General features: G+C 61.1%; 7 protein-coding genes. 4 read left to right on the top strand and 3 right to left on the bottom strand.

The genetic code is table 11. The features are described from left to right. Positions 1–74 precede the first annotated feature (74 nt). From AC1D1X_RS09380 to AC1D1X_RS09370, 3 genes are all read right to left on the bottom strand, one after another. On the bottom strand, positions 75–701 hold the full coding sequence (locus AC1D1X_RS09380) for a glutaredoxin family protein (RefSeq protein ID WP_477698182.1): 627 nt from the start codon (positions 699–701) through the stop codon (positions 75–77). Positions 702–801: 100 nt separating this feature from the next. Continuing rightward, complete coding sequence (locus AC1D1X_RS09375) at positions 802–2871, bottom strand: M3 family metallopeptidase (RefSeq protein ID WP_477670951.1); 2070 nt, start codon at positions 2869–2871, stop codon at positions 802–804. Positions 2872–2988: 117 nt separating this feature from the next. Then, the gene (locus AC1D1X_RS09370; RefSeq protein ID WP_477670950.1) at positions 2989–3465 is read right to left on the bottom strand and encodes a YhbY family RNA-binding protein; all 477 of its coding nucleotides are present in this window, start codon (positions 3463–3465) and stop codon (positions 2989–2991) included. Positions 3466–3507: 42 nt separating this feature from the next. Here AC1D1X_RS09370 and AC1D1X_RS09365 point away from each other — a divergent pair, with 42 nt between their 5' ends. The 4 genes from AC1D1X_RS09365 (at position 3508) to glmM (ending at position 8817) form a co-directional block, all read left to right on the top strand. After that, positions 3508–4266, top strand: coding sequence for an RlmE family RNA methyltransferase (locus AC1D1X_RS09365; protein WP_477670949.1), 759 nt, complete (start codon positions 3508–3510; stop codon positions 4264–4266). A gap of 130 nt (positions 4267–4396) precedes the next feature. Further along, entirely contained in the window at positions 4397–6319 is a 1923-nt protein-coding gene (ftsH, locus tag AC1D1X_RS09360) for an ATP-dependent zinc metalloprotease FtsH (RefSeq protein WP_477698181.1), read from the top strand. 194 nt (positions 6320–6513) lie between these two features. After that, positions 6514–7371: a dihydropteroate synthase gene (folP, locus tag AC1D1X_RS09355; protein ID WP_477698180.1), complete on the top strand. Its 858-nt coding sequence runs from the start codon at positions 6514–6516 to the stop codon at positions 7369–7371. A 114-nt stretch (positions 7372–7485) separates the two neighbouring features. Beyond that, positions 7486–8817: a phosphoglucosamine mutase gene (gene glmM, locus AC1D1X_RS09350; RefSeq protein ID WP_477649256.1), complete on the top strand. Its 1332-nt coding sequence runs from the start codon at positions 7486–7488 to the stop codon at positions 8815–8817. Positions 8818–8835 lie beyond the last annotated feature (18 nt).

The following is an 8835-nucleotide window of genomic DNA, read 5'->3' as shown; positions in this document are numbered from 1 at the left end:
GTTTTAGGCTGCTCTGGCTCCAGAAAGCAAAACGCCGGGCTGGTACCCGGCGTTTTGCATTTTTCAGAGCCCGCTCAGAATTTGATGCCGGCAGGGTTGTTGGCCGTGGCGGCGGGTGGTGCCGCCGGAGCAGCCTGCTGGGATGGTGCGGCAGGCGCGGCTGGGGCGGTGCCCGCTGCTGGAGATTTGCTCACCGCGACCAGGGGTGTAGGCGCGGGGCGCTGGTAGGTGGCCGGCAATATAGACGCAGCGGGGTAGCCCGCTGCATTCAGGAACTKCGTCCACTCTGCATCCGAATAGCCTTTGAGTTGCTGGGCGGCTATGGTCAGAAGGGGCAGCGATGCATCACCGCTCAGCCGCTGCAGGGCCGCAATATCTTCGTTGGTGTTGACGGTTTTCTCGCTGAAGGGAATGCCACGGCTTATCAGCATGGCACGAGCGGAACCGCAGGGAATACATTTTTCGTTGGTGTACAAGGTGACCGGGTATTTGCTGACAACCTGTCGCAATTCGAAAGGAAGACCTCCGGATGCTGCTCCACCACCACTTGACGCTGCGTTGGCAGCGCTAACTTTGCCGCTACTTGCCGCCGGCGGTGGCTGGTCGGAAAAGGTTACCTTGCCGTCGGGTCCCACGATGCGGTAGACCTGCGCGTGCGACGGCAGCACCATAAAAATTAAGCTTCCCCCAAACAGCAGCATGGCCAGCAGGGCGTTGGGAGAGAAGGACCTAACAGCGTTTGATTTCATGGTTTCCCCAGTCAGTCTTGAATTTGAATTGAAGTGGCTTGGCTCAGGTGTTTCAAGCCATACCCTGGTGGCGCATCAGTGCGTCCAGCGTTGGCTCGCGGCCCCGGAAGGCCTTGAATGATTCCATGGCCGGACGGCTGCCCCCTGCTTCCAGGATGGCTTGCCGGTATTTTCGGCCTGTTTCTACATTAACGGTACCCGATCCTGTGCCGGCGTCAGTGTTTGTACCCGGGTCGGCTGCAGGATGGGCGGACTCTTCAAACGCGGCATAAGCGTCGGCAGACAGGACTTCGGCCCATTTGTAGCTGTAATACCCGGCTGCATAACCACCGGAAAAAATGTGACTGAATGTATGTGCAGTACGGCTGTAKGCCGGGGCGACAATCACGGCAACTTCCCGGCGCACCTCGTTCAGGAGATCCATCAGGTCGTCGGCCGGGTTGTGAGAGGTGTGCAGCAGCATGTCGAACAGTGAAAACTCGACCTGGCGCAGCGTCTGCATGCCGCTCTGGAAGTTTTTGGCGGCCAGCATCTTGTCGAACAGCTCACGCGGCAGGGCGGCGCCGGTATCCACGTGGGCGGTCATGTGCTTGAGCACGTCCCACTCCCAGCAAAAGTTTTCCATGAACTGGCTGGGCAGCTCGACGGCGTCCCATTCGACGCCGCTGATGCCGGAAACGTCCCGTTCGTTKACCTGGGTGAGCATGTGGTGCAGCCCGTGGCCGAATTCATGGAACAGCGTGGTCACGTCGTCGTGCGTGAGCAGGGCTGGCTTGCCGCCCACGCCCTCGGCGAAGTTGCAGACGAGGTGCGCCACCGGGGTTTGTAGCTTGCCGTTGTCGGGGCGCAGCCAGCGGGTGCGCACATCATCCATCCAGGCGCCGCCGCGTTTGCCGGTGCGGGCGGGCTGGTCCAGATAGAACTGGCCCACCAGCTGGCCGTTGCGCTCGATACGGAAAAACTCTACGCCAGGCTTCCACACGGGTGCCGAGTCCTTGCGGATGGCAACTTCAAACAGTGTTTCCACGATCCTGAAGAGGCCTGCCAGCACCTTGGGGGCAGTGAAGTACTGTTTGACTTCCTGTTCACTGAAGGCGTAGCGCGCTTCCTTGAGTTTTTCGCCGATGTAGGCGTAGTCCCAGGCTTGCGGGTCGGGCAGGCCCAACTGGGTGGCGGCAAAGGCGCGCAGGTCGGCAACATCCTTTTCGGCATAGGGTCGGGCGCGCCGGGCAAGGTCACGCAAAAACGTGATGACCTCGTCGGGGGACTTGGCCATCTTGGCGACCACCGAGACCTCGCCGAAATTACGGTAGCCCAGCAGCTTTGCCTCTTCGAGGCGCAGCGCAAGGATTTCCTTCATGATGGCGCTGTTGTCGAATTTGCTGAACTCGGGTGCGGCCTGGTCGCTGGCGCGGGTGGTGTAGGCCTTGTAAAAGGTTTCGCGCAGTTTGCTGCTTTTGGCAAACTGCATGACAGGCAGGTAGCTTGGCATTTTCAGGCTGAGGCGGTAGCCGGTCTTGCCTTCGGACTGGGCCTGGTTGCGCGCTGTTTCAAGCACGTCGGCAGGAATGCCCTCAACCTCGGCTTCTGTCGCGTAATAGGCAAATGCGTCGGTGGCATCCAGGGCGTTCTCGCTGAATTTCTGGTTCAGCTCGGCCTGGCGTTCCTGGATCTCGGCAAAACGGTCGCGGTCGGTGCCCTTCAGTTCCGCACCCGACAGCACAAAGTTGCGAATGGCGTTTTTATGGGCCTGGCGCTGCTCGGTGTTCAGGGTGGCCACGTCGATGGCTTTGTATTTGTCGTAAAGGCGCTCATCGGCGCCCAGGCGGGTCCAGAACTCGGTCACGCGCGGCAGGGCGGCGTTGTAGGCCGCGCGCAGCTCCGGCGTGTCGGCCACGCTGTTGAGGTGGCTCACGGCGCCCCAGGCGCGGCCCAGGTTCTCGGTGGCCACGTCCAGCACGCCGGCGATGCCGCTCCAGGAGGCCGGAAAATCCGCTGCCGTGACTTGCTCAAGGGCACTTTCGGCCCTGGCCAGCAGCTCGTCGAGGGCTGGCGCCACATGCTCGGGCTGAATCCGGTCAAACAGGGGAAGGTCGGAGAAGTCGAGAAGGGGATTGGTCATGACGTACAGCTGTGGGCGAAAGTCTCGAATCTAAGGGCCTGGGGCTACCGGGCCAGGAAGAATGTGCCTGTCGGGGCGCTATCGGGGCAATTGCCCCGTGCCTTGCGGGCGGGGAACTCAGCCCTGTGCACTCTTCTTGACACTTTTCAGTTGGGGTTTTTTGGCGCGTTTGACGGTGCCGCCGGGCGTGAGGCGCTGGTTGCCGAGCACGCGCAGGGTTTTGACTTCGGGACGCTGGCCGTAGCGGGAGCTGTTTTTCAGTACCTTGACATCACGGGGGCCGGGCATGCGGTCTTCATTGACCTTCTTTTCCTTTTCCGGCATTGGGCGCCACAGCACCAGCAGCTTGCCGATATGCTGGATGGGGGCGGCATTGAGTTCATCTGCCAGGGTCTGGAAAATCGCTTCTCGGCCGGCGCGGTCGTCTGATTGAACCCGCACCTTGATGAGGCCGTGCGCGTTCAGGGCCGCGTCGGTTTCTTTCTTGACGGCAGCGGTCAGGCCATCGGAGCCGATCATCACCACTGCGTTCAGGTGATGGGCATCGGCGCGGTGATCCTTGCGCTGGGCGGGGGTAAGTTGTATTTGAGCCATGACCCAATTATCGGGGGAGTCGGGAAGAGGACAATAGACCCCATGAAAGTAAATGCCAAGACCGACTTCAAACCCGGCACCCAGACCGACGCGAAGGCCGCTGCCAAAGCCGTATCGAAAGCCAGTGCGAAAGGGAAAAAGGTCAACAAGGCGTGGTTGCACGACCACATCAACGACCCCTACGTCAAATTGGCCCAGAAAGAGGGCTACCGGGCCAGGGCAGCTTACAAATTGAAGGAAATTGACGAAACCTTCGGCCTGATCCGGCCGGGGGACTGTGTGGTCGACCTGGGTAGCACGCCCGGGGCCTGGAGCCAGTACGTGAGGCGCAAGCTGTCACCCACCGGCGCGGCGGCGGGGGAGCTCAACGGCCGCATCATCGGGCTGGACCTGCTGCCCATGGAGCCGATCGAGGGGGTGACCTTTATCCAGGGCGACTTCCGGGAGGCGGAGGTGCTGGAGAAGCTGGAGCAGGCGCTGGCCTCGTCCGAAGGGCAGATCCGGGTCGATCTTGTGATCTCGGACATGGCGCCCAACCTGTCGGGTATTGAATCGGCCGATGCCGCCCGCATTGCCCATCTCATAGAGCTGGCCGTGGAGTTTGCCCAGAACCGGATGAAACCGGACGGCACCCTGGTGGTGAAGCTTTTTCACGGCAGCGGATACGATCAGCTCGTGAAGCTTTTCAAGGACACCTTCAAGACGGTCAAGCCCCTCAAACCCAAGGCATCGCGACCGGGATCGTCCGAGATTTTCCTGATTGGCCGGGGGCTTAAGAGGCGTGCCGAAGCTGCACAATGAGTGTGATACGGTGGCAAAAATCACCTAAACCCGCTTCAAACATGGGGCTGGCAGGGGATTACGCGGTTTTTGCCCTTGAAACGCCTAAAATCAGGCGCATGTGACTTTTGTTCTTATACCGGAGTAGTCCTTGAACAATCAGTGGTTTTCCAAAATTGCAATCTGGCTGGTTATCGCCATGGTGCTGTTTACCGTATTCAAGCAATTTGATCCACGCGGTAGTGCCGGCTCAAACTACCTGGGTTACTCCGAGTTCCTGGAAGAGGTGCGTGGCAAGCGCATCAAGCAGGCCACCATCGCCGAAGGCCAGGGCGGCACCGAGATTTCCGCCACCACGGTGGATGATCGCAAGGTTCGCACCACCGCAACCTACCTTGACCGCGGCCTCGTCGGCGACCTGATCGCCAACGACGTGAAGTTTGACGTCAAGCCCCGCGAAGAAACCTCCCTGCTCACGTCCCTGCTGATCAGCTGGGGTCCCATGCTGCTGCTGATCGGCGTGTGGATTTATTTCATGCGGCAGATGCAGGGCGGCGGCAAGGGCGGGGCTTTCAGCTTCGGTAAATCCAAGGCGCGCCTGCTCGATGAATCCACCAATCCAGTGACTTTTGCCGACGTGGCGGGCTGCGACGAAGCCAAGGAAGAAGTCAAGGAAGTGGTCGACTTCCTGAAAGACCCTGCCAAATTCCAGAAACTGGGTGGCCGCATTCCGCGTGGTTTGCTGCTGGTCGGCCCTCCGGGCACCGGTAAAACCCTGCTGGCCAAGAGTATTGCCGGCGAAGCCAAGGTTCCGTTTTTCTCGATTTCCGGCTCTGACTTCGTTGAAATGTTCGTCGGTGTAGGCGCGTCGCGTGTGCGCGACATGTTCGACAACGCCAAGAAAAATGCGCCTTGCATCATCTTCATCGATGAAATCGACGCAGTCGGCCGCCAGCGCGGTGCGGGCCTGGGCGGCGGCAATGACGAAYGCGAGCAGACCCTGAACCAGATGCTGGTCGAGATGGACGGCTTTGAAACCAATGTCGGCGTGATCGTGGTGGCTGCCACCAACCGTCCCGACATCCTGGACGCCGCCTTGCTTCGTCCCGGCCGTTTTGACCGCCAGGTCTATGTGACGCTGCCCGATATCCGCGGCCGCGAGCAGATCCTGAATGTGCACATGCGCAAGGTTCCGCTCGGCCAGGATGTGAGCCCCGGGGTTATTGCCCGCGGCACGCCCGGCATGTCGGGCGCTGACCTGGCCAACCTGTGCAACGAAGCTGCCCTGATGGCTGCACGCCGCAACGCGCGCACCGTCGAGATGCAGGACTTCGAAAAAGCCAAAGACAAGATACTGATGGGCCCCGAGCGCAAGAGCATGGTCATGCCCGAAGAAGAGCGCCGCAACACGGCCTACCATGAGTCCGGTCACGCGCTGCTCGGCAAGATGCTGCCGAAGTGCGATCCGGTTCACAAGGTCACCATCATTCCGCGCGGCCGTGCCCTGGGCGTGACCATGAGCCTGCCGGCGCAAGACCGCTACAGCTATGACCGCGAGTACATGCTCAGCCAGATCAGCATGCTGTTTGGCGGCCGTATTGCCGAAGAAGTCTTCATGAACCAGATGACCACAGGCGCCAGCAACGACTTTGAACGTGCCACAGCGCTGGCCCGCGACATGGTGACCCGTTACGGCATGACCGAGGCCCTGGGCCCCATGGTGTACGCGGAAAATGAAGGCGAAGTGTTTTTGGGCCGTTCGGTCACCAAGACCAACAACATGAGCGAGTCGACCCTGCAAAAGGTGGACGGTGAAGTACGCCGAATCATCGACCAGCAGTACGCCCAGGCGCGCAAGCTGATCGAGGACAACCAGGACAAGATGCATGCCATGGCCAAGGCCCTGCTCGAATGGGAAACCATTGACGGCGACCAGCTGGACGACATCATGGCCGGCAAGGAACCCCGGCCGCCCAAGGACTGGACGCCGCGCAATTCGTCGGTAGGCGGCGGTAGCGGTCCCAGCGGCGGCACGCCGGCTGTCAGTACCGATCCGGCGCCGACGGTAGCCTGATGCCTCCACAAGCATGAAGACGACTGCCAGGCAGTCATCACAACCGGGGCCAGTCCCCGGTTTTTTCATGGTGGAGAACATGGCTCGTGTGCTTGCCACTTTGTGTGGCTTCGGCAATGCACCGTTCCTTGCGCGATATTGCATTGCGTACCGGCCTGTGGTTTAACCCTTCATTCGTTTTGGGACATCCATCCATGATCTGGCAAACCTCCCGCTTTCAGATTGACCTGTCAAAGCCGCGCGTCATGGGTATCGTCAATGTCACGCCCGACTCATTTTCGGATGGGGGCAGGYATTTCACCCTCGGTGGTGGTTTTTCAGGTGTCTTTGCTCATTGCGAGAAATTGATCCGGGATGGCGCCGACATGCTGGACATTGGCGGTGAATCAAGCCGGCCTGGCGCGCCGCCCGTGTCACTGGAGGAAGAGCTTGAACGGGTGCTGCCGGTGGTTCGCCATGCGGTCAGCCTGGGGGTGCCGCTGTCGGTCGACACATACAAACCTGAGGTGATGCAGGCTGTGCTTGACCTGGGCGCCGATGTCATCAACGACATCTGGGCCCTGCGCAAGCCGGGTGCGGTGYAGGTGGTGGCGCAGCACCCGAATTGCGGTGTCTGCCTGATGCACATGCACCGCGAACCGCAGACCATGCAGGTTGCCCCCATGGAGGGCGACGTGGTGCCGCAGGTGAGGGCTTTTCTGGAAAGCGCCGCATCTGGCCTGCAGGCCGCTGGCGTTGATAAAACCCGCATCGTGCTGGATGTGGGTGTGGGCTTTGGCAAAACCGTGGCGCAGAATTTCGCGTTGCTCGCGCGCCAGCAGGAATTCCTCGCTGCCGGCTATCCGTTGCTGGCCGCCTGGTCGCGCAAATCGTCTTTGGCCGCCGTGACCAGCACTTCCCTCGCAACTGTCGCCCAGCTCGACGTGACCGACCGCATGGTGCCCAGTGTGGCGGCCGCCGTGCTGGCGGTGGACCGCGGCGCCCGTATCGTGCGTGCGCATGATGTGCGCGAGACCGTGCAGGCCCTGAAGGTATGGATGGCAGCGCATTAGCAGTTTTATCGCTATCCGGCAAAGATGGCGGCTTTGACTGACAAAGGGCTGTACGGGGCCACCTAAAATAGACCCCTGTTTCAATAACAACAAGCTCCACAGGGACAAAATTCCATGACCAGAAAATACTTCGGCACCGACGGCATTCGCGGAACGGTGGGCCAGCCCCCGATCACGCCCGATTTCGTCTTGCGGCTTGCGCACGCTGTCGGCCGGGTCCTTCGCAAAACCGAATCCCGCCCCACGGTGCTGATCGGCAAGGACACCCGCATTTCGGGCTACATGCTGGAAAGCGCGCTGGAGTCCGGTTTCAACTCCGCCGGCGTCGATGTGGTGCTGCTCGGCCCCTTGCCTACACCGGGTGTGGCCTACCTCACGCGAGCCCAGCGCGCCAGCCTGGGAGTCGTCATCAGCGCGAGCCACAACGCCTACCCCGACAACGGCATCAAGTTTTTCAGCGCGCAGGGCACGAAGCTCGATGATGCGTGGGAACTGGCCGTGGAAGCTGCGCTCGACGAGCCACCCGTCTGGGCTGATTCTGCGACTTTGGGCAAAGCCCGCCGTCTCGATGATGCGGCAGGGCGTTATACCGAATTTTGCAAAAGCACCTTTGCCAATGACCTGACGCTTCGCGGCCTGAAGATCGTGGTCGACGGTGCCCACGGTGCGGCCTATCACATCGCCCCCATGGTGTTCCATGAGCTGGGCGCTGAAGTCATTGCCATCGGCTGCGCACCCGACGGCCTGAACATCAACCACGAAGTCGGTGCGACGCACCCCGAGGCGCTGATCGCCAAGGTCAAGGCCAGCAAGGCGGACTACGGCATTGCGCTGGACGGCGACGCCGACCGGCTACAGATCGTGGACGCCGAAGGCCGGCTCTTCAACGGCGACGAGGTGCTGTACCTGATGGTCAACGAACGCCTGGCGCGCGGCGAGAAAGTACCCGGCACCGTGGGCACCCTGATGACCAATATGGCCGTGGAAGTGGCGTTGAAGGCCAAAGGCGTGGAATTTGTACGCGCCAAGGTCGGCGACCGCTACGTGCTCGAGGAGCTTGAAAAACGCGGCTGGCTGCTGGGCGGCGAGGGTTCGGGCCACCTGCTGGCACTCGACAAGCACACCACCGGTGACGGCCTCATCAGCGCGCTGCAGGTGTTGCAGGCCTGTGTGCGCAGCAAGAAAACTCTGGCCCAGCTGCTGAGCGATGTGGTGTTGTTTCCGCAGACGCTGGTCAATGTGCGCCTCAAGCCCGACCAGGACTGGAAGAGCAGCAAACCCCTGGCCGACATGACCAAAACGGTGGAAGCCGAGTTGGGCAACACGGGCCGCCTGTTGATTCGTGCCAGTGGCACCGAGCCGCTGCTGCGTGTGATGGTCGAAGCGCGTGATGCAGCCCAGGCCAAAAGCTGCGCCGAGCGGGTGGCGGACACGGTACGGTCCTGAGCGATTTATTCAAGAGAA

Source organism: Polaromonas sp. P1_G4 (assembly GCF_056405475.1).
Note: the sequence above shows the minus strand (reverse complement) of the source record. Positions and strands in the feature narration are given on the sequence as shown.